This window comes from Serratia sp. FS14 (assembly GCF_000695995.1).
GTDB classification, from domain to species: domain Bacteria; phylum Pseudomonadota; class Gammaproteobacteria; order Enterobacterales; family Enterobacteriaceae; genus Serratia; species Serratia nematodiphila.
In genome coordinates, this window is the sequence record NZ_CP005927.1 from 1728714 (window position 1) to 1746164 (window position 17451).

Consider the following 17451-nt stretch of genomic DNA (forward strand, 5'->3'; position numbering starts at 1 on the left):
CAGAAAGCACTATGATTAATGACGTCATCTCCCCGGAATTTGATGAGAACGGCCGCGCGATGCGCCGTATCCGCAGTTTTGTCCGCCGCCAGGGGCGGCTGACCAAAGGCCAGCAGCACGCGCTGGAGAACTATTGGCCGGTGATGGGCGTGGAGTATCAGGCTGACGCTGTCGATCTCGCCGCGCTGTTCGGCCGCGAAGCGCCGACGGTGCTGGAGATCGGTTTTGGCATGGGCGCCTCGCTGGTGACCATGGCGGGCAACAATCCGCAGCAGAACTTTTTAGGGATCGAAGTGCACTCGCCGGGCGTGGGCGCCTGCCTGGCCGACGCCCACGAGGCGAAGCTGAGCAACCTGCGCGTGATGTGCCACGATGCGGTTGAAGTGCTGGAAAACATGATCCCGGACGGCTCGCTGGACATGGTGCAGCTGTTCTTCCCCGATCCGTGGCACAAGGCGCGCCACAACAAGCGCCGCATCGTGCAAACGCCGTTTGTCGAACTGGTGCTGCGCAAGCTGAAGACCGGCGGGGTCTTCCACATGGCTACCGATTGGCAACCTTATGCGGAACATATGTTAGAGGTTATGAACGGGGTCGCAGGCTACCGTAATCTTTCCAGCGATAATGATTACGTGCCGCGTCCGGATTCGCGCCCGCTGACGAAATTTGAATTACGCGGCCAGCGCCTGGGACATGGCGTTTGGGACTTGATGTTTGAGAGGAAAGAATAATGGCTAAGAACCGCAGTCGTCGTTTACGTAAAAAGTTGCACATTGAAGAATTTCAGGAACTGGGTTTCTCCGTAGCCTGGCGCTTTGCCGAAGGCACGTCGGTGGAAGACATCGACAGCATGCTGGATACCTTCATCGATGAAGTGATCGAGCCGAACGGCCTGGCGTTTGACGGCAGCGGCTACCTGCAGTGGGAAGGTCTGATCTGCCTGCAGAAGATCGGCCACTGCACCGACGAGCATCGCGAACTGGTGAAAAACTGGCTGGAAGCGCGCAAACTGACCGACGTTAAGGTCAGCGATCTGTTCGATATCTGGTGGGATTGATCGCGCTTGCCCGATGAGCGCGGCTTCGCGCCGCGCCGTTTTATTGATCTAAGGTGCCTTAACGGCGCCTTTGTTTTGCCCGGAGTGTGACCGAGGTGGTAACAACATTGGATAACGCGTTGCTGGAGGAGATCCTGCAACAGGTGCGCCCGCTGATTGGCCAGGGGAAAGTGGCCGACTACATCCCGGCGTTGGCGGAAGTGCCCGCCGACCGGTTGGCGATCGCCGTTTGCACGGTGGACGGCGAACTGTTCCAGGCCGGCGACGCCGCGGAGCGCTTCTCCATCCAGTCGATCTCCAAAGTGCTGAGCCTGACGCTGGCGCTGACGCGCTATCAGGAGCCTGAGATCTGGCGGCGCGTGGGCAAAGAGCCTTCCGGCCTGCCGTTCAATTCGCTGCTGCAGCTGGAGATGGAGCAGGGCAAACCGCGCAATCCGTTTATCAACCCCGGCGCGCTGGTGGTGTGCGACATGCTGCAAACCCGGCTCAGCGCCCCCAAACAGCGCATGCTGGAGGTGGTGCGTCAGCTGGCCGGCGAAGACGACCTGGCCTATGACCTGCGGGTGGCGCGTTCCGAATTCGAACACTCCGATCGCAATGCGGCCATCGCCTATCTGATGAAGTCGTTCGGCAACTTCGAGAACGACGTGATCACCGTGCTGCAAACCTATTTCCATTACTGCGCGCTGCGCATGAGCTGCGTGGAGCTGGCGCGCAGCTTCGTCTATCTGGCCAATCACGGCCGCGATCTCAGCGGCGAGGCGGTGATCAGCCCGCTGCAGGCCCGGCAGATCAACGCCCTGATGATGACCAGCGGCATGTACGACGGCGCCGGCGAATTCGCCTATCGGGTGGGAATGCCGGGCAAGTCCGGCGTGGGCGGCGGCATCGTGGCCATCGTGCCGGGCGAGCTGTCGATCGTCGTCTGGTCGCCGGAGCTGGATGCTTCCGGCAACTCGCTGGCGGGAACTGCGGCGCTGGAACTGTTGTCTCAACGTATCGGTCGTTCGATTTTTTAATCCCAGTCTGGATGGGAGTCAGGAGAAGCTATGTTGAAGAAAACCGGGTTAGCCTTACTGCTGCTGGCGGCGACTGCCGCGCAGGCCCACGCCGAGTACCAATGCAGCGTTAAACCCCAGGACGATGTGATCATCAGCCCGCAGAGCGTGCAGGTGAAAGGCGCCAGCGGCGACCTGCAAATTTCGCCGGATGGCGACGTGATCCGCAACGGCCAGGCGCTGAGCCTGAACGATAGCCAGCGGCAGAAAGCCTTCAGTTACCAGAGCGCCTTGCGCAAGCAACTGCCGTGGATCGACGACGGCGCGCAGAAACACCTGGAGAAAGCCCGCGCAGCGCTGGATAAAGTGATCGTCAAAGAGCTGGGCAGCAACAGCAACGTGCGCAACCGGCTGACCACCCTGAACGGCCAACTGAAACAGCAGATGAACCGCATCATCGAGCACCGCAGCGACGGCCTGACCTTCCACCACAAGGCGATCGACCAGGTGGAACAGGATGGCCGCAACATCGTGCAGCAGAGCATGGGCGGCGTGCTGCAGGACAGCCTGAACGAGATGGGCGTCAAACAGGCCGCCAACAGCGGCGGTAACCCGCTGCAGGCGATCATGGGCAACCTGGGCGGCTTGCAGAAGGCGATCCAGAACGAATGGAACAACCAGGAGCAGGACTTCCAGAACTTCGGCCATGATGTGTGCAACCGCGTCACCGCACTGGAAACCCAGCGCAAGGATCTGCTGAAGGCGTTGAAGTAACGGATAGGCGTAGCCGCCGTGCGTTTTTGACCTCACGACGGCTATCTGACAAACTGGCTAAACTATAATCAATCGGCAAAAGGATTTTGCATTGATGCCAGTGATATTCCGTTATAAAGGCTACAGGTTCTTTTTTATTCCAACGAGGGTGACCCGCTTGAGCCGCCGCATGTTCATATCAGAGACACTGAGGCTGAAGCGAAATTCTGGTTGGTTCCTGGCGTGCAGTTGGCGCGTAATGACGGCCTTAACGCCAGAACGCTAAAAGAGCTGGCGGGTCTGGTTGATACCTATCAGGCATTGTTTTTGGAGGCTTGGCATGAGTATTTCGGCTAAACGCGTCAGCTTTGACGATGCGACGATGTGGGTCGAACTGAGCGACGCCCGAATTATTGGCGTGCCACTGGCCTGGTTTCCGCGTTTGTTGAATGCGACGCAAGAACAGCGGGCAGAGTATGAACTCAGTGCTCGCGGCATCCATTGGGATGCGTTGGACGAGGATGTTTCCGTTGAGGGATTGCTGAAGGGGCGTGGCGACGTGACGCATCGCCCTCATAATGCCGCCTGAACATGAAAAAAAGCGCTGATTATTCAGCGCTTTTTTTTACTCGTCGTCCGCCAGGAACAGTTCCAGCAGCGAGTTGAGGAACAGTTTGCCCTTCTCGGTGATCTGCCAGTGCTCCGCGGTTTCTTCCAGATAGCCTTTGGCCAGCGCCTCGTCCAACTGCGGGCGAATGACGCTTTCCGCCAGCCCGGTGTAGTTGACGAAGTCGGCGCGCGGCGCGGCTTCCAGCAAGCGGAAGCGGTTCATGAAGAACTCGAACGGCCGATCCGCCGCCGCCACCTCATGCTGCTTGTCCATGTAGTCGCCGCGCATAAAGCCGCGCGGGTGCTTGGTCTTGGCGGTGCGCAGGATACGCCCGTCGCTGAAGGTCACCTTGCCGTGCGCGCCGCAGCCGATCCCCAGATAGTCGCCGAAGCGCCAGTAGTTGAGGTTGTGCTGGCATTGGTAGCCTGGTTTGGCGTAGGCCGAGGTTTCATACTGCTGGTATCCGGCGGCGCTCAGCAACTGGTGGCCGCGTTCGAAGATGTCCCACAGCGCGTCGTCGTCCGGCAAAACCGGCGGGCGTGAGCTGAACAGGGTGTTCGGTTCGATGGTCAGCTGATACCACGACAGGTGCGGCGGATTGAGGGCGATCGCCTGGCGCAGATCGTCCAGCGCCTCTTCCAGCGACTGATCCGGCAGGCCATGCATCAGATCGAGGTTAAAGCTGCGCAGGCCAAGGCCGGTCGCCAGCGCCGCCGCGCGCCTGGCCTCTTCCGGGCCGTGGATGCGCCCCAGACGGTTCAGCTTCTCGGCGCTGAAGCTTTGCACCCCGATGGAGATGCGGTTGACGCCGGCGCGCTGGTAGCCGCTGAAGCGATCGGCCTCCACGGTGCCGGGATTGGCCTCCATGGTGATTTCGGCGTCGTCGGCGACGCGAATGCGCGCCCGTACCCCGTCCAGCAAGGCCTGCATCGCCTCGGCGCTCAGCAGGCTGGGGGTGCCGCCGCCGATGAAGATAGTGCTGATTTCCCGGCCGCCGGCCAGCGGCAGATCGGCATCCAGATCCGCTAACAGATGATCGACATACTCCTGATGCGGCACGTCACCCTTCAGGGCATGGGAGTTGAAGTCGCAGTACGGGCATTTCTGCACGCACCACGGGATATGGATGTAGAGACTCAGCGGGGGCAGCTTAAGCATTGCGCATGGCTTCCAACATCAGCTTCAGCGCCTTGCCGCGGTGCGAAATCGCCCGCTTCTCGTCGCGGCTCAGCTCGGCGGCGGTGCGGTCCAGCTCCGGCACGTAGAAGACAGGATCGTAACCGAAGCCGCCTTCACCGGCGGCCTGCTCGGTGATTTCGCCGGCCCAACTGCCGTGGAACACCAGCGGCGTCGGGTCTGCCGCATGGCGCAGATAGACCAGCACGCAATGGAATTGCGCGCCGCGCCGGCCCGGCGCTACGTCTTTCATCGCCGCCAGCAGCTTGTCGAGGTTCTGCCGATCGTCGGCATCTTCACCGGCATAGCGCGCGGAGTAGATGCCCGGCGCGCCGCCCAGCGCGTCCACTGCCAGGCCGGAGTCGTCGGCGATCGCCGGCAGGCCGGTGACCTGTGCCGCATGGCGCGCTTTCAGAATGGCGTTTTCGATAAACGTCAGGCCCGTTTCTTCGGCGGACTCCACGCCCAGATCGGTTTGTGCGACCACGTCCAGGCCGAAATCGGCCAACAGGTCGGCGAGTTCGCGCACTTTGCCCGGGTTACCGGTGGCAAGAACGACTTTTTGCATAATGACTACCTTGAAAATTATTCGATGAGCGCCGCGACCACGGCGGGGATCTGTTGCGGATTCACGATGCGTAACTGTTTATGCCGCCCCAGTTCGCCTTTCTCGATGGTGACGTTGCTTTTCGCCACTTTGAACTGCTTGGCGATAAACTTGATCAAATGGGCGTTGGCTTGGCCGTCGACCGGCGGGGCGGTGATGGCGACTTTCAGTTCGTCGCCATGCAAGCCGATAATTTGGTCGCGGCTGGCTTTCGGCTGAATATATAGCCTGATCGCCAGCCCGTCCAGCACAGGAGTGACTGCACTCACAGCAGGAACCAGATCTCACCGAACAGATCCATGCCCAGGTAGTTGATCAGATAGAGGATCAGGATCACCACCATGGCGGAAAAGTCGATGCCGCCCATCGCCGGGATGATGCGGCGGATCGGCGCCATCAAGGGTTCGGTCAGTTGGTACATCACGTAGTCGATCGGGCTGCGGCCCTGGCTTACCCAGCTCATCAGCGCACGAATGATCATCACCCAGAAGATCAGGTAGCCGGCGGACTTCACCAGCGAGATCAGGCCGAACAGCAGGTTATACGGGCTGAGCGACATCGCGCCGCCCTGAATCAGCAGCAGCAGCGGGTACTTGATGGTCATCAGCAGGAACGCCAGCAGCAGCGAAGCGCTGTCGATGGGCCCCAGTGACGGGATGATGCGGCGCAGTGGGCCGACCACCGGCTGGGTGATCTTCACCACAAACTGTGAGAACGGGTTGTAAAAATCGGTGCGCGCCCACTGCATCCAAATGCGCAGCAACAGCACCATCACGTACAGATCAATAACGGTCTTGACCAGGAAAGTCAGCGTTAGCATGAAGTGGTCCTTCTCCTTAACTCGCGGTTATTTAAAATAATTTTTCCATCTCTTGGGCGCGGGAAACGGCGGCCTGCATCGCTTGCCCCACGGTTTCCGGCAGTTGGCGTTCGTTGAACACCCGCAGCGCTTCGGCGGTGGTGCCGCCTTTGGAGGTCACCTGCTCGCGCAGCGTGCCCAGCGGCGTATCGGGGTTGGCTTCCACCAATGCGGCGGCGCCGGAAGCGGCCTGTTGTACCAGATCGCGCGCGGTCTGGCTGTCGAAGCCCATGCGCTCGGCCTCTTTTTGCATCGCTTCCATAAACAGGAAGAAATAGGCCGGGGCGCTACCCGCGGCGGCGATCACGCCGTTGATGCCATTTTCGTCATCGACCCAGCAAACTTTACCGACCGACGCCATTAAATCGCCGGTGTAATCGCGATCCCGCTGGCTGACCTGCGCCGGCGCGTACAGCCCGCTCATGCCCTTGCCGACCAGCGACGGGGTGTTGGGCATGATGCGCACGATGTCCAGTTGGTCGCCGAGCAGCTGATAGAAACGGCTGACCTGAATACCGGCGGCGATCGACAGCACCAGCTTACCGCTGAAGTCGACCTGTTCGCGCAGCGGCTGACACACGTCGGCCATCATCTGCGGTTTGACCGCCAGCACCACCACCTCGGCTTCACGCGCGCAGGCGACGTTGTCGCCGCTGCTGACGATGCCGTAGTCTGCGGCCAGCGCATCACGGTTTTTCGGCGAAGGGGCGCAGACGCTGATGGATTTGGCTGGATAGCCGCCCGCCACCAGGCCGGCGATGATTGCACGCGCCATGTTGCCGGCGCCGATAAAGGTAATCTTGCGATGTTGCATCAAATCCCTCGTCTGTGTGTCAGGCCTGCGAGTAGTCGCGGGCGCCAAAAATTGCGGTGCCGATGCGCACCAGGGTGCTGCCGGCGGCGATCGCCGCCGCCATATCGTCCGTCATGCCCATCGACAGCGTATCGGCCTGCGGATAACGCTGACGCAGGGCGAGAAATGCGTCGTTCATCCGGCTGAATACCGCCAGCTGCCGCTGATAATCCGCTTCCGGCGCCGGAATAGCCATCAGGCCGCGCAGCGTCAGGTTCGGCAGCGCGGCGATCGCTTCGGCCAACGCCGGCAGCTCGGCCAACGCAATGCCGGATTTGCTTTGTTCGTCGCTGATGTTGATTTGAATCAGCACGTTGAGCGGTGGCATGTCGGCCGGGCGCTGATCGCTCAAGCGCTGGGCGATGCGCAGCCGATCCACGGTATGGCACCAGGCGAAGTGTTCCGCCACCAGCCGACTCTTATTGGATTGCAGCGGGCCGATAAAGTGCCACACCAACTCGCCGCTTTGCGGCGACTCGGCGAAATGCCGGATCTTGTCTACCCCTTCCTGCACGTAGTTCTCGCCGAAGGCGCGCTGGCCGGCGGCGATGGCTTCTTCGATCGCCGCCACAGGTTTGGTTTTGCTGACTGCAAGCAGGGCAACTTCTTCTGGCGCCCGCGCGCAGTTTTGCGCGGCGGCCGCAATGCGGTTTCTGACATCCTGCAGGTTCTGTTGGATAGTGCTCATTATTGACCCGGGAGAGTGATATGGATATCGATGAATTCGTGGCCCTTAGTGTAAAGCATAATGCTTCCGATCTGCACCTTTGTGCCGGTCATCCGCCGATGTTGCGCATCGACGGTGAACTGCAGCCGCTGGCGGCGGCGCCAACGCTGACGGCGCAAGGCGTGCAGGCCCTTTGCAACGGATTGCTGAATGCGCAGCAGCGCGAGAGCCTGCGGCGGCTGGGGCAGGTCGATCTGGCGTTGCACAGGCCGAGCGGGGAGCGGCTGCGGGCCAACGTTTTTCAGCAAAGCGCGGGAATTTCTCTCGCGTTGCGGCGTATCGCCGGGCAATCGCCTTCGCTTGCCGCGCTGGCGGCGCCGGCCATCGTCCCGACGTTGCTGCGGCGCGCCGACGGATTGATCCTGGTCACCGGCGCCACCGGCAGCGGCAAGTCCACCACGCTGGCGGCGATGATCGACGAGATCAACCGGCACCAGCCGCGGCACGTTTTGACGCTGGAGGATCCGATCGAATTCCTGCACCGCAGCCGGCGATCGCTGATCCAGCAGCGGGAGATCGGCCGCGACAGCCACAGCTTCGATGCGGCGTTGCGCGCCGCGCTGCGCGAAGATCCGGATGTGATCCTGCTGGGCGAGCTGCGCGATACCGCCACCATCCGGCTGGCGCTCACTGCGGCGGAGACCGGCCACCTGGTGCTGGCGACGCTGCACACCCGCAGCGCGCCGCAGGCGGTGGAACGGCTGGTGGACGTGTTTCCGGCGGAAGAAAAACCCTATGTGCGCGCCCAACTGGCGGGCAGCCTGCAAGCGGTGATCGCGCAAAAGCTGATGAGGCGCCCTTGCGGCGGACGCGTGGCGATCTTTGAAGTGCTGACGGCGACGGCGGCGGTCAGCAACCTGATCCGCGAAGGGAAAACCCATCAGTTGGCGAGCGTGTTGCAAACCGGCGCGCAGTCCGGCATGCAAACCTTTGAGCAGGGTTTGCAGCAGCGGATCGACGCCGGCGTGTTGGGGGAGTGCGCGGGGGAGGGAACGAGGGGTTAACCCAGCTGCCGTTCGAACCAGCTTTCGAGGATAACCACCGCGGAGGCGGAATCCACGCTGCCTTTATCAAGGGCGCGGAAGCCGCCGCGATCGAACAGGTTGGCGCGCGCCTCCACGGTGCTCAGGCGCTCGTCATGCAGATCGATCTGGATGCCGAAGCGACCGTGCAGGCGGTTGGCGAACTTGCGCGCCTGGGCGGTAACGGGCTGTTCGGTGCCGTCCATGTTCAGCGGCAGGCCGACCACCACCAAATCCGGCTGCCACTCCTTCAGCAGTTTTTCGATTTTCAGCCAGTCCGGCGAACCGTCCTGCGCTTTGAAAGCCGGCAGGGCGCGGGCGCTGCCGGTCAACTCCTGGCCAACGGCCGCGCCGATGCTTTTGGTGCCAAAGTCGAAGGCGATAATGGTGCGGTTACTCATCAGGCGTGTCCTGCGTGGTTGGCGATGCTGCGAATGTCGATACCCAAAAGGTTCCCCGCCTCGCGCCAGCGGCTGGCGATCGGCGTGCGGAACAAAATGTCGGTGTTGGCTTCGATGGTCAGCCAGGCGTTTTCCAATACTTCCTGCTCCAACTGGCCCTTTTCCCAACCCGCATAACCCAGCGCCACCAGCACGTCGTCCGGTTGCTCCGGCGTGCCGAGCGTTTCCAGCACGTCTTTCGAGGTGGTGATCATGGTGTTGGGGGAAATTTGAATGCTGGCGCCAAAGCCGTGGCGCGGCGTATGCAGGATAAATCCGCGATCGTCCGCCAGGGGGCCGCCGGCGAACACCGGCTTGTCCAGGCTGATGGTCGGATCGCGCGCAGGCGGCATGATCTTCAGCTTGCTCAGCACCGTGGCTACCGTGAACTGCTCCACCGGTTTATTGATCACCAAACCCATGGCGCCTTCTTCATTGTGCTCGCAAATGTAAATCACCGAGCGTTTGAAGCGAGGATCCTGCAGCGTTGGCATGGCGATCAGAAAATGGTGCTGTAAATTCATGGCGTTAGTATAAGCTAATCAATGGGTGAGAAAATAAACAGCCGCCAGTATGCGGCTATACCCGCCGCCTTTCAAGGCGCGCTTTGGCGGGCGCCATGCAGAACAGCGGGCGGTATGCCGCCCGCATTGCGCATTACTTCGCCGCCAGGCGCTTTTCAATGGCGTCCATCAGCATGCCGGTAATCGAAATCGGGAATGCCGCCTCGATCTCGCGCGCGCAGGTCGGGCTGGTGACGTTGATTTCAGTCAGGCGATCGCCGATCACGTCCAGGCCGACGAAGATCAGCCCTTTCTCTTTCAGCGTCGGGGCGACGGCGCGGGCGATTTTCCAGTCGCTTTCGCTCAGCGGGCGCGCTTCGCCGCGGCCGCCGGCCGCCAGGTTGCCGCGGGTTTCACCCTGCGCCGGAATGCGCGCCAGGCAGTAAGGCACCGGCTCGCCGTCCACCACCAGAATGCGCTTGTCGCCGTCCTTGATCGCCGGCAGGAAGTTCTGTGCCATGCAGAAACGGCTGCCGTGTTCGGTCAGGGTTTCGATGATCACCGACAGGTTAGGATCGTCCTGCTTCACGCGGAAGATAGACGCGCCGCCCATGCCGTCCAGCGGTTTCAGGATGATGTCGCCGTGCTGCTGGTGGAATTTGCGGATGTGCGCGGCGCTGCGGCTGACCAGCGTATCCGGCGTCAGCTCCGGGAACCAGGCGGTGAACAGCTTCTCGTTGCAGTCGCGCAGGCTTTGCGGCTTGTTGACCACCAGCGTGCCTTTGACTTCGGCACGTTCCAGAATGTAGGTCGCGTAGATGTATTCGGTATCGAACGGCGGATCCTTGCGCATCAGGATCACGTCCAGCTCGTGCAGCGCCAGATCCTGCTCGGCGCCGAAGCTGAACCAGCTCTCCTTATCTTCCTTCACGCTCAGCAGGCGGGTGCGGGCGCGCCCGTCACCGGCATGCAGATAGAGATCGTTCATCTCCATGTAGTGCAATTCGTAACCGCGGCGCTGCGCTTCGAGCAGCATGGCGAAGCTGGTGTCTTTCTTGATGTTGATGGAATCGATAGGGTCCATCACGATGCCGAGCTTAATCATCTTTTCTCCTTTAACCCAGGTCGCCGAAGCGGACCTGCAGAGCGGTAATGGCGGTGAGCGCTGTGGTTTCGGTACGCAGAACGCGTGGTCCCAGCAGAATATCAGTAAATCCGTGGTCGGTGGTCATGGCGATTTCGTCGGCGGACAAACCGCCTTCCGGGCCGATCAGCAGGCGAACGCGATCCACCGGCTGCGGCAGCGTGTTGATGCTGTGGCTGGCGCGCGGGTGCAGGTTGAGCTTCAGGCTGCCGTCCTGCTCGGCGCACCAGGCCTCCAGCGACATCGCCTCGCGGATTTCGGGAATGCGGTTGCGGCCGCACTGTTCGCAGGCGGCGATGGCGATCTTTTGCCATTGCTGGATTTTCTTCGCCAGACGCTCGCCGTCCAACTTCACGCCGCAGCGCTCGGAAAACAGCGGGGTGATGACGTTGACGCCCAGCTCGATGGATTTCTGGATGGTGAACTCCATCTTCTCGCCGCGCGAGATCACCTGGCCCAGGTGCAGGTTGAGCGGCGATTCGATGTCATCCACGCGGCCGTCGCCGAGGCGCACCAGCACGCTCTTTTTGTCCACCCGGATTATTTCGGCGTCGAACACCTGGTTGCTGCCGTCGAACAGCTGCAGCGCCTGGCCGGCGCTCATGCGCAGCACGCGGCCGACGTGGTTGGCGGCGTCCTCGCTGAGGGCGATCTCCGCCCGGTCGGTCAACGGTTGCGGATGGTAAATGCGGGGTATGCGCATGGGTAGTCTGATCCTGACGAAACGGCGCCGCGGGTTGGCGGCGCCATGAAAGATAAAGGCTATAGTAGGTTAGCTTTTCCGCTGCTGACAAGCCTGTTGAATATAGGGGTTGTGGTTGCCCTGCACCTTGGCGATACGTGCTTCGCGCTGACATTCCCATTGGCTCACCGGATATTGCCGGTTCCACACCTCGAACAGCTGGGTTTGCTGGCGTGACAGCCGCAGCTGGTAGCGATCGCGCATGTAGAAGTAGGTGCGGGCAATGGCGCCGCGGGCGCGGGCGGGCGGCTCCGCCTGTTTATTCTTGAAGTCCACCTTCATTGGGCATTGCCCGTACTGGCCTGCGCCGCCGTTCCATTGGCTGTACATGAAGTTGTTGCGGTCGCCGTTCACTTCGCCGATCGCCGGCTGCAGGTTGTGCAGATCGGTTTCTATCTGGCGATAGGTGGCGTCTTTGTTGCAGTTTTTGCGCCCGCCGTCTTGCCAGCACTGCAGCTGGTGGCCGAACTGCCAGGCCGGCACCACGTGTTCCCACTCGATACGTTGCGCGCGTTGGGCGTTTTTACGCACCTGATAGCCGCAGCCGGCGAGATCGGGAATGCCCTTCTTGCCTTGCCACTCGATGCGGCAGCCACAGTAAAAACTGCCCGGCGCATCCTGGTTAATCTTGGCCGCCGCCGTCTTGGCCTGAGAGAAGTTATTGATGCCGTGCGCCTGTGCGGCGCCTGCGGCGAAAACCGCCATAATCAAAATTCTGCGAAGCATATTCCAAAACAGCTCAAAATTGGAAAAGCAGGCAGGGTAACGGAACTTGTCGGCAGTGGCAAATGGCGATATTTACTTGTTTTAACGTATAAATCGTTTAACTAAAGGTTCTCGCTAGCAAGAAATTTCAGTTTTTCGCCGCACCGGCGGCAGCGGTATTCGCTTTCGCCGCGCAGCACGCGGTTATGGCGGCGAATGGTGAGCTGGTGCTGCCCGCAGCCGCAGCGGTAGGGGAAGGTTTTGCTTTGCACCGAGGCGGTTTCGAAACGATGAGTGCGGCTGGCGGGCGTCAGCAGCACGCTTTCCATCATCCAGCGCCATTCACGGCCGTGCGGCGCTACCCGGCCGAATTGGCGAAACACCAGCAGGTGCGCCAGTTCGTGCGGCACCACTTCATCGATAAACGGCTGTTGGTTTTCCAGCAGTAGCACCGGGTTCAGACGGATTTCCCAGCTTTGCAGCCAGGCGGTGCCCGCGCTGGTGCCGCGTTGCTGATAGACGATGCTGGGTTCGGGGAATTCGACGGCAAAATGCTGGCGGGCCAACTGCAGCTTTTCTCGCAGGCAGCGCATCACCGCTTGTTGCAGCGCGATGGGGATTCTCGGTTTGTTCATTGCGGCTAGCTTAAGCAATGGCGCGGCGGCTGACAATATGCCCCGGCGCAAATCGCATCCGGCGCTTTTTCACCACATTGATAAGACGATCGCCGCCGATGGATTGTAATCAATGTGTTAACTGCGGGATAATAAAGCGTGCATGATGAGCCTGTACCCGCAGTTCTCACCGAGCAAGGTTGAAACGCCGCCTGTGGTAATCCCTTACGAAAATAGCGGTTATTTTGCGATTTGGCGCAATAACTGACTGATTAAAAATACGTAAGGTGGAGGCAGTTTTTTGACAAGGCGCCGCGTCGCGCGCCGCAAGTGTGAATTTAACGCAGCTGATGTTGCAAGTGAGAGATCAATGTCGAATAAACCGTTCCACTATCAAGATCCGTTCCCGCTGAAGAAAGACGATACCGAATATTACCTGCTGAGCCGCGACCATGTTTCCGTGGGCGAATTTGAAGGCCAGGAAATTCTGAAAGTTGCCCCTGAAGCGTTAACCCTGCTTGCCCAGCATGCGTTCCACGACGCCTCGTTCATGCTGCGCCCGGCGCACCAACAGCAGGTGGCTGATATCCTCAAAGATCCGGACGCCAGCGAAAACGACAAGTACGTTGCGCTGCAATTTCTGCGTAACTCAGAAATCGCCGCCAAGGGTATTTTACCGACCTGCCAGGACACTGGCACGGCGATCATCGTCGGCAAAAAGGGGCAGCGCGTCTGGACCGGCGGCGGCGATGAAGAGGCGCTGTCGCGCGGGGTGTATAACACCTACATCGAAGAGAATCTGCGCTATTCGCAGAACGCCGCGCTGGATATGTACAAAGAGGTCAATACCGGCAGCAACCTGCCGGCGCAGATCGATCTCTACAGCGTGGACGGCGAAGAGTACAAGTTCCTGTGCATCGCCAAGGGCGGCGGTTCCGCCAACAAAACCTATCTGTATCAGGAAACCAAGGCGCTGCTGTCGCCGGGCAAACTGAAAAACTACCTGGTCGACAAGATGCGTACGCTGGGCACCGCGGCTTGCCCGCCGTACCACGTGGCGTTCGTCATCGGCGGCACCTCGGCGGAAGCGACGCTGAAAACCGTCAAACTGGCCTCGACCAAGTATTACGATGGCCTGCCGACGGAAGGCAACGAGCATGGCCAGGCGTTCCGCGATCTGGAACTCGAAGCGGAACTGCTGCAAGAAGCGCAAAACCTGGGGCTGGGCGCACAGTTCGGCGGCAAATACTTCGCACATGATATCCGCGTAGTGCGCCTGCCGCGCCACGGCGCCTCCTGCCCGGTCGGCATGGGCGTCTCCTGCTCGGCGGATCGCAACATCAAAGGCAAGATCAACCGCGACGGCATCTGGCTGGAAAAACTGGAGCACAATCCGGGTAAATTCATTCCTCAGGAGCTGCGCCAGGCCGGGGAGGGCGAGGCGATCAAGGTCGATCTCAACCGCCCGATGGCCGAGATCCTCAAACAGCTGTCGCAGTACCCGGTTTCCACCCGCCTGTCGCTGAGCGGCACCATCATCGTCGGCCGCGATATCGCGCACGCCAAGCTGAAAGAGCGCCTGGATCGCGGTGAAGGCTTGCCGCAGTACGTCAAGGACCACCCGATCTACTACGCCGGCCCGGCTAAAACGCCGGAAGGCTATGCATCCGGTTCCTTGGGGCCAACCACCGCCGGGCGTATGGATTCCTACGTCGACCTGCTGCAATCCCACGGCGGCAGCATGATCATGCTGGCGAAAGGCAACCGCAGCCAGCAGGTGACGGATGCCTGCCACAAGCACGGCGGCTTCTACCTCGGCAGCATCGGCGGCCCGGCGGCGGTGCTGGCGCAGCAGAGCATCAAGAGCCTGGAGTGCGTGGAGTACCCTGAGCTGGGCATGGAAGCGATCTGGAAAATCGAAGTGGAAGATTTCCCGGCGTTTATCCTGGTGGATGACAAAGGCAATGACTTCTTCCAGAAGATCCAGGCCGGCCAATGCTCCAGCTGCCTGAAATAAGCGTTGCCCCCTTCGCCGCCTGCGGGCGGCGAAGGGGGATTGTGTAAAGTCCTGTAGCTTGCTGGACGCCGAGTTTTAACCTGTATACCCTACGCGGATAGCACTAAAATTCGACTAATGGAATATCGGCAACAGAAGGTTTCAGCAAGCACATGGGAACGCAGGAAAATCATATCAGGGAACTGCTGGTCTGGATTGAAGATAACCTGACCAATCCGCTGTCGTTGGATATCGTTTCCGCCAAGTCAGGCTATACGAAATGGTACCTGCAGCGCATGTTCAAGAAGCAGACCGGATTATCGTTAGCTTCCTACATTCGCGCTCGCCGCCTCTACATCGCCGCCTTCGCCTTGCGTTTCACGCAGAAGAGCATCCTCGATATTTCGGTCGAGTATCAATTCGATAACCAGCAGACGTTCTCGCGCTGTTTCAAGAAACATTTCGCCGAATCGCCCAGCGCGTATCGTCATGCCCGCAAACAGGACTTCAGCAATCTGGTGCGTTCGCTGGCGGCCAGCCAGCCCGGCGATATTCAGGTCGAACGCGTCAGCATCGCCAGAGGGCAATACGCCTTTCACGGCAAACAGTACGCTTATCACCTGGATATCGAAAAGTTGGATAAGTCGCATCTGCCGCAGCGCAGCGCGCTGCGGGCGCAGTTCTACACCTTGTTGGGCGAGCGTCCGGCGCAAACCTATTCGTTTACCCAACTGGTGCCGGACGGCCAGCGGGTCAGGGTCGACTATACCCTGGGCGTGACGGCGGACTATCCGCTGCGTGAGGGCGTGGCGCTGGAGCCGCTGCCGGAGATCCACGGCGAGTTTTGCCGTTTTCGCTATTCCGGCAAGCCGGTGGCGCTCAATGATCACATCATTCAAATCTACACGCAGGTGCTGCCCGAAATGGGGCTGGCCCGCGGCGACGGGCCGGACATGACGGTGTTCAGCTATTCGCTGAGCGGGAAAGAGGAGCTGCACCTGGAGCTGCAGCATCTGGTGCCGGTGGTGCCGTTGCACTGATCCCGTCGGCGGCCGGCCGCCGGTTTTTCTGCTGCACGATCGCCGCCATCACCGCCAGGGCGATCTCCGCCGGGGTTTTGCTGCCGAGCGGCAGGCCGATCGGCGCATGAATGCGTTCCAACTCCTGCGGCGTGAATTCGGCAATCTGCTGCAACCGCTGGCGCCGGCGCGCGCTGTTTCTGAGCGAGCCCATGGCGCCGATATAAAACGCCGGGGTGTGGATCGCTTCCATCAGCGTCAGATCGTCCATACGCGGATCGTGGGTTAGCGCCACGACGGCGGTATTGGCGTGGCAGCCCCCCTCTTCGATGAACTTGGCCGGAAACTGGCGCAGCAGCGTCACGCCGGGCTTCAGCTCGGCGGCGAAGTTGTCCAGCGCCTCCGGGCGGTTCTCGCACACCAGCACCTCAAACCCCAGCGCCACGGCGAAATCGGCGCAGTACAGCGCCACGCTGGACAGCCCGGCGATCAGCAGGCGCGGCGCAGCCGCGATGTGCAGCGTGATCTGTTCGAGCCGGCGTTCGACCTGAGTGGCGCTGGTGAAATGACTTTGCTCGAGGCTGTGGCAGGCGTGGGGCAGCGTCAGGCGTTTGAGCAACGCGTGATGCCCTTCCAGCGCGCCGGCGATGCGCTGCAGGTAAGCGACGCTGGCTTCTCCTGCCGGCAGATACTCGATCAGCACGTCCAGCACGCCGCCGCACGGCAGCGCTACATTGGGCGTCATGCCGCCTTCGCCGTAACGAATCACCTGGCTGGCCGCCTGATACTCCCCGGCGGCCACGCGCCGCAGAAAGTCCTCCTCCACGCATCCGCCCGACAATGAGCCGCTGTAGCGGCCGTCGCGGGTCGCCGCCATCAACGCGCCCGGCGAGCGCGGCGAAGAGCCATAGGTGCTGAGCACGGTGCATAACCAAACCGGCTGTTGTTGCAGCCAGCTTATCGCCTGGCTGACCACGGTGACATCAAGATGTTGCATAGGTGAATTTACTCGCTGGCCGGGAGTTGCGATGGAAGATCAATATCCCGCACGACGCCGGGGTGCTCAAGCGGCAGCAGGTGGACTGCCGCGCCTTGCAGCAGTTCACGCGCGCCATTATCGCCGCGCAGTTGGCAAAGTGGTTTGCGCAATCGGGCGGAAAAGCCGACCGGGTGACCGGGCTGTTGCGCATAACAGGGGCGCACGATCGGGTGCTGCCGTAAGGCATCCGCCACCTGTCGGAAAACGTCGGCGCCGACGAATGGCATATCGGCCAGGTGGATCAGCCAGCCTTGCCAGTGCGGCGTGGCCGCAACGCCTGCGGCGATCGAGTCGCCGAGGCCCGCGCTGGCGAGCAGGGTGACCGGCACCTGGTTGGCGGCGCAGGCTGCCAGTACCGGCAGATTATCCGGCCGGGTCACCACCTGTACCGGCAGGCCGGAGGCCAGCGCCTGGCATAGGGTGTGCTCGAACAGCGAACGCCGCTCGCCCGCCGCATCGGCAAACCCGGCGTTCAATTTGTTGCCCTGGCCGCCGGCCTGAATAAAGCGCTCTCCGCGTCCGGCGGCGGTAATGACAATGCCCGTGGTCATGGTTGAAGTCCGCGTTTGCGCAAATTATTTATTAGC

The 17451-nt window shown here is 61.1% G+C and carries 22 protein-coding genes and 1 pseudogene; 9 read left to right on the forward strand and 14 right to left on the reverse strand.

The features are described 5' to 3' along the window. Positions 1–11: 11 nt before the first annotated feature. The 6 genes and pseudogenes from trmB to L085_RS07815 all read left to right on the forward strand — a co-directional run bounded on the left by trmB (position 12) and on the right by L085_RS07815 (position 3397). Positions 12–731: a tRNA (guanosine(46)-N7)-methyltransferase TrmB gene (gene trmB / locus L085_RS07795; RefSeq protein WP_004937410.1), complete on the forward strand. Its 720-nt coding sequence runs from the start codon at positions 12–14 to the stop codon at positions 729–731. Further along, positions 731–1057: a YggL family protein gene (locus L085_RS07800; protein ID WP_044030491.1), complete on the forward strand. Its 327-nt coding sequence runs from the start codon at positions 731–733 to the stop codon at positions 1055–1057. Before trmB ends, L085_RS07800 begins: the two co-directional genes overlap by 1 nt. A gap of 95 nt (positions 1058–1152) precedes the next feature. Continuing rightward, positions 1153–2076, forward strand: coding sequence for a glutaminase B (gene glsB, locus L085_RS07805; RefSeq protein WP_044031973.1), 924 nt, complete (start codon positions 1153–1155; stop codon positions 2074–2076). Between the two features lie 30 nt (positions 2077–2106). Then, positions 2107–2829: a DUF2884 domain-containing protein gene (locus tag L085_RS07810; RefSeq protein WP_015379052.1), complete on the forward strand. Its 723-nt coding sequence runs from the start codon at positions 2107–2109 to the stop codon at positions 2827–2829. A gap of 94 nt (positions 2830–2923) precedes the next feature. After that, positions 2924–3165, forward strand: a pseudogene (locus L085_RS24535) (DUF4160 domain-containing protein). Beyond that, positions 3149–3397, forward strand: coding sequence for a DUF2442 domain-containing protein (locus tag L085_RS07815; RefSeq protein ID WP_004937422.1), 249 nt, complete (start codon positions 3149–3151; stop codon positions 3395–3397). Before L085_RS24535 ends, L085_RS07815 begins: the two are co-directional and overlap by 17 nt. A gap of 36 nt (positions 3398–3433) precedes the next feature. On the opposite strand, the gene hemW is transcribed toward L085_RS07815, so the two are convergent. The 6 genes from hemW to L085_RS07845 are packed head-to-tail and all read right to left on the reverse strand — an operon-like array spanning position 3434 to position 7601. Next, positions 3434–4576 carry a radical SAM family heme chaperone HemW gene (gene hemW / locus L085_RS07820; RefSeq protein WP_044030492.1) on the reverse strand — a complete coding sequence of 381 codons (1143 nt, stop codon included), beginning with the start codon at positions 4574–4576 and terminating at the stop codon, positions 3434–3436. Then, the gene (locus L085_RS07825) at positions 4569–5162 is read right to left on the reverse strand and encodes an XTP/dITP diphosphatase (RefSeq protein ID WP_044030493.1); all 594 of its coding nucleotides are present in this window, start codon (positions 5160–5162) and stop codon (positions 4569–4571) included. The genes hemW and L085_RS07825 overlap by 8 nt, the downstream gene beginning before the upstream one ends. Positions 5163–5179: 17 nt before the next feature. Then, a complete protein-coding gene (gene yggU, locus L085_RS07830; protein ID WP_004948014.1) occupies positions 5180–5470 on the reverse strand; it encodes a DUF167 family protein YggU in 291 nt (96 codons plus the stop codon). Continuing rightward, entirely contained in the window at positions 5467–6021 is a 555-nt protein-coding gene (locus tag L085_RS07835) for a YggT family protein (RefSeq protein WP_004937436.1), read from the reverse strand. Before L085_RS07835 ends, yggU begins: the two co-directional genes overlap by 4 nt. Before the next feature lie 31 nt (positions 6022–6052). Continuing rightward, on the reverse strand, positions 6053–6874 hold the full coding sequence (gene proC / locus L085_RS07840; protein WP_033632092.1) for a pyrroline-5-carboxylate reductase: 822 nt from the start codon (positions 6872–6874) through the stop codon (positions 6053–6055). Between the two features lie 19 nt (positions 6875–6893). Next, positions 6894–7601 (reverse strand): YggS family pyridoxal phosphate-dependent enzyme, encoded by a 708-nt coding sequence (locus L085_RS07845; RefSeq protein WP_004937443.1) that lies wholly within the window; start codon positions 7599–7601, stop codon positions 6894–6896. A gap of 20 nt (positions 7602–7621) precedes the next feature. Here L085_RS07845 and L085_RS07850 point away from each other — a divergent pair, with 20 nt between their 5' ends. Continuing rightward, the gene (locus L085_RS07850; RefSeq protein ID WP_044030494.1) at positions 7622–8644 is read left to right on the forward strand and encodes a type IV pilus twitching motility protein PilT; all 1023 of its coding nucleotides are present in this window, start codon (positions 7622–7624) and stop codon (positions 8642–8644) included. Here the strand turns inward: L085_RS07850 and ruvX are convergent. The 6 genes from ruvX to L085_RS07880 form a co-directional block, all read right to left on the reverse strand. Then, positions 8641–9063, reverse strand: coding sequence for a Holliday junction resolvase RuvX (ruvX, locus tag L085_RS07855; protein WP_015379046.1), 423 nt, complete (start codon positions 9061–9063; stop codon positions 8641–8643). The two genes, L085_RS07850 and ruvX, sit on opposite strands and share 4 nt — an antisense overlap. Then, positions 9063–9626, reverse strand: a complete 564-nt coding sequence (locus L085_RS07860) for a YqgE/AlgH family protein (protein WP_044030495.1) — start codon at positions 9624–9626, stop codon at positions 9063–9065. The genes ruvX and L085_RS07860 overlap by 1 nt, the downstream gene beginning before the upstream one ends. A 133-nt stretch (positions 9627–9759) precedes the next feature. Continuing rightward, the gene (gshB, locus tag L085_RS07865; RefSeq protein ID WP_033632096.1) at positions 9760–10710 is read right to left on the reverse strand and encodes a glutathione synthase; all 951 of its coding nucleotides are present in this window, start codon (positions 10708–10710) and stop codon (positions 9760–9762) included. Positions 10711–10720: 10 nt separating this feature from the next. Continuing rightward, positions 10721–11452 (reverse strand): 16S rRNA (uracil(1498)-N(3))-methyltransferase, encoded by a 732-nt coding sequence (gene rsmE, locus L085_RS07870; protein ID WP_015379044.1) that lies wholly within the window; start codon positions 11450–11452, stop codon positions 10721–10723. Positions 11453–11521: 69 nt separating this feature from the next. Continuing rightward, a complete protein-coding gene (gene endA / locus L085_RS07875) occupies positions 11522–12217 on the reverse strand; it encodes a deoxyribonuclease I (protein ID WP_044030496.1) in 696 nt (231 codons plus the stop codon). A 101-nt stretch (positions 12218–12318) separates the two neighbouring features. Next, the gene (locus L085_RS07880; protein WP_004937462.1) at positions 12319–12831 is read right to left on the reverse strand and encodes a SprT family zinc-dependent metalloprotease; all 513 of its coding nucleotides are present in this window, start codon (positions 12829–12831) and stop codon (positions 12319–12321) included. 349 nt (positions 12832–13180) lie between these two features. Here L085_RS07880 and fumA point away from each other — a divergent pair, with 349 nt between their 5' ends. Continuing rightward, on the forward strand, positions 13181–14827 hold the full coding sequence (gene fumA / locus L085_RS07885) for a class I fumarate hydratase FumA (RefSeq protein WP_044030497.1): 1647 nt from the start codon (positions 13181–13183) through the stop codon (positions 14825–14827). Positions 14828–14979: 152 nt separating this feature from the next. Further along, entirely contained in the window at positions 14980–15846 is an 867-nt protein-coding gene (locus tag L085_RS07890; protein WP_044030498.1) for a helix-turn-helix domain-containing protein, read from the forward strand. Here L085_RS07890 and L085_RS07895 read toward each other — a convergent pair. Next, on the reverse strand, positions 15770–16822 hold the full coding sequence (locus L085_RS07895) for an XdhC family protein (protein WP_044030499.1): 1053 nt from the start codon (positions 16820–16822) through the stop codon (positions 15770–15772). The genes L085_RS07890 and L085_RS07895 overlap by 77 nt on opposite strands. A gap of 8 nt (positions 16823–16830) precedes the next feature. Continuing rightward, positions 16831–17415, reverse strand: a complete 585-nt coding sequence (locus tag L085_RS07900) for a nucleotidyltransferase family protein (protein WP_004937476.1) — start codon at positions 17413–17415, stop codon at positions 16831–16833. Between the last annotated feature and the right edge of the window lie 36 nt (positions 17416–17451).

Excerpts from the sequence above, each read along its gene's own strand:
- L085_RS07850 (WP_044030494.1), top strand. The coding sequence starts at position 7,622 with ATGGATATCGATGAATTCGTGGCCCTTAGTGTAAAGCATAATGCTTCC.
- L085_RS07890 (WP_044030498.1), top strand. The coding sequence starts at position 14,980 with ATGGGAACGCAGGAAAATCATATCAGGGAACTGCTGGTCTGGATTGAA.
- trmB (WP_004937410.1), top strand. The coding sequence starts at position 12 with ATGATTAATGACGTCATCTCCCCGGAATTTGATGAGAACGGCCGCGCG.
- L085_RS07810 (WP_015379052.1), top strand. The coding sequence starts at position 2,107 with ATGTTGAAGAAAACCGGGTTAGCCTTACTGCTGCTGGCGGCGACTGCC.
- L085_RS07880 (WP_004937462.1), bottom strand. The coding sequence starts at position 12,831 with ATGAACAAACCGAGAATCCCCATCGCGCTGCAACAAGCGGTGATGCGC.
- L085_RS07900 (WP_004937476.1), bottom strand. The coding sequence starts at position 17,415 with ATGACCACGGGCATTGTCATTACCGCCGCCGGACGCGGAGAGCGCTTT.
- L085_RS07800 (WP_044030491.1), top strand. The coding sequence starts at position 731 with ATGGCTAAGAACCGCAGTCGTCGTTTACGTAAAAAGTTGCACATTGAA.
- fumA (WP_044030497.1), top strand. The coding sequence starts at position 13,181 with ATGTCGAATAAACCGTTCCACTATCAAGATCCGTTCCCGCTGAAGAAA.
- ruvX (WP_015379046.1), bottom strand. The coding sequence starts at position 9,063 with ATGAGTAACCGCACCATTATCGCCTTCGACTTTGGCACCAAAAGCATC.
- gshB (WP_033632096.1), bottom strand. The coding sequence starts at position 10,710 with ATGATTAAGCTCGGCATCGTGATGGACCCTATCGATTCCATCAACATC.
- L085_RS07845 (WP_004937443.1), bottom strand. The coding sequence starts at position 7,601 with ATGAGCACTATCCAACAGAACCTGCAGGATGTCAGAAACCGCATTGCG.
- L085_RS07825 (WP_044030493.1), bottom strand. The coding sequence starts at position 5,162 with ATGCAAAAAGTCGTTCTTGCCACCGGTAACCCGGGCAAAGTGCGCGAA.
- L085_RS07860 (WP_044030495.1), bottom strand. The coding sequence starts at position 9,626 with ATGAATTTACAGCACCATTTTCTGATCGCCATGCCAACGCTGCAGGAT.
- L085_RS07835 (WP_004937436.1), bottom strand. The coding sequence starts at position 6,021 with ATGCTAACGCTGACTTTCCTGGTCAAGACCGTTATTGATCTGTACGTG.
- rsmE (WP_015379044.1), bottom strand. The coding sequence starts at position 11,452 with ATGCGCATACCCCGCATTTACCATCCGCAACCGTTGACCGACCGGGCG.
- L085_RS07815 (WP_004937422.1), top strand. The coding sequence starts at position 3,149 with ATGAGTATTTCGGCTAAACGCGTCAGCTTTGACGATGCGACGATGTGG.
- hemW (WP_044030492.1), bottom strand. The coding sequence starts at position 4,576 with ATGCTTAAGCTGCCCCCGCTGAGTCTCTACATCCATATCCCGTGGTGC.
- endA (WP_044030496.1), bottom strand. The coding sequence starts at position 12,217 with ATGCTTCGCAGAATTTTGATTATGGCGGTTTTCGCCGCAGGCGCCGCA.
- proC (WP_033632092.1), bottom strand. The coding sequence starts at position 6,874 with ATGCAACATCGCAAGATTACCTTTATCGGCGCCGGCAACATGGCGCGT.
- L085_RS07895 (WP_044030499.1), bottom strand. The coding sequence starts at position 16,822 with ATGCAACATCTTGATGTCACCGTGGTCAGCCAGGCGATAAGCTGGCTG.